Source organism: Kitasatospora sp. NPDC057518 (assembly GCF_042802075.1).
Lineage (GTDB): Bacteria > Actinomycetota > Actinomycetes > Streptomycetales > Streptomycetaceae > Kitasatospora.
The window spans coordinates 1-1,323 of the sequence record NZ_JBHVEU010000800.1 but is presented as its reverse complement, the minus strand read 5'-3'; the positions used below and the strand labels follow the sequence as shown (position 1 = coordinate 1,323).

Genomic DNA, 1,323 nt, shown 5'->3' with positions numbered 1-1,323 from the left:
ACCTCCGACCGCGGCGTCACCGCCGCCGACCTCGCCGCCCGCCGCACCGCCCTCGGACTCGACCGCCCGGTCGCGGAACGCTTCTGGGACTGGATGACCGGCCTGCCCACCGGCGACCTCGGCACCACCGCGCGCGGCCAGCACGTCACCGACGTCCTCGCCGGCCCCTTCCCCAACACCCTGCTGCTCGGCACCCTGGCCCTCGCCCTGAGCACCATCGGCGCCCTCGCGCTCGGCAGTTGGGCCGCGCTGCGCCCCGGCGGGCGCACCGACCGGGCCGTCGACGCGCTCTCCACCGCCGCGTTCGCCCTGCCGGAGTTCGTCGTCTCCGTCGCCCTCCTGCTCCTGCTCTCCCAGTGGACCGGCTGGCTGCCCGCCGTCACCCTCACCGGCCCCGACGGCGCCCCCGAATCCTGGACCATGCTCGTCCTGCCACTGCTCTCCCTGGCCGTCCCCCAGATCGGCTGGAACACCCGCATCGTGCGCGGCGCCCTCGCCGACCAGGCCGCGCTGCCGCACGTCCAGGCCGCCGTCCTCGACGGCCTGCCGCGCCGGCGCGTCCTCGGCCACCACATGCTCCCCGGCGCGCTGCCCGCCATCGCCGTCGGCATCGCCACCTCCGCCGGCATGCTGCTGGGCGGCACCGTCGTCGTCGAGACCCTCTTCAACTACCCCGGCATCGGCGCCGTCCTGGCCGGAGCCATCACCGACCGCGACACCCCGCTCATCGCCGGCGTCGTGGCCGCGGCCGGCGCCGCCATCAGCCTGCTCCTGCTGCTGGCCGACCTCGTCCGCACCACCGCCCTCGGAGAGGAGCGCCGATGACCGCCGACGCCCCGACAGCAGCGGCCCCCGCGCCCGCCACCCGGCGCACGGCGCGCGCCCTCGTCCGCGCCGTCCCCGCGCTGCTCCTCGTCCTCCTCGCCCTCGTGGGGCCGCTCCTGGCGCCCCACCCGATCGACACCCCGGTCACCTTCCCGTACGCCGGGGCCGGCGCCGACGCGCCGCTCGGCGGCGACCAGCTCGGCCGCGACGTCCTCAGCCGCCTGCTGACCGGCGGCGCGCCCCTGATCGCCACCGCCCTGGCCATCGCCCTCGTCGTCACCGCCGCCGCCACCGCCCTCGGCATCCTCGCCGCCCTGCGGCCCCGGCTGGGCCGGTGGATCGAACGCCTCGCCGACCTGACGATCCTCCTGCCCTCCGTCCTCGCCATCATGCTCATCGCCCTGGCCTGGCCCGCCGGGGGACGCCTGGCCGTCGCGGCCGCCGCCGTCCTCCTGGGCATCCCGTACGCGGTGCGCATCGTCGCCGCCGCGGCCGCCC

At 77.7% G+C, this 1,323-nt stretch carries 1 protein-coding gene and 1 pseudogene; both read left to right on the top strand.

Annotated features, from left to right (window positions below):
• Positions 1 to 825 (top strand): ABC transporter permease (locus tag ACFU7Z_RS39480; protein ID WP_380782995.1); only part of this gene is annotated, 825 nt, incomplete at its 5' end.
• Positions 822 to 1,323 (top strand): annotated as a pseudogene (locus ACFU7Z_RS39475) (ABC transporter permease); the annotation flags it as partial. The gene ACFU7Z_RS39480 and the pseudogene ACFU7Z_RS39475, both read left to right, overlap by 4 nt.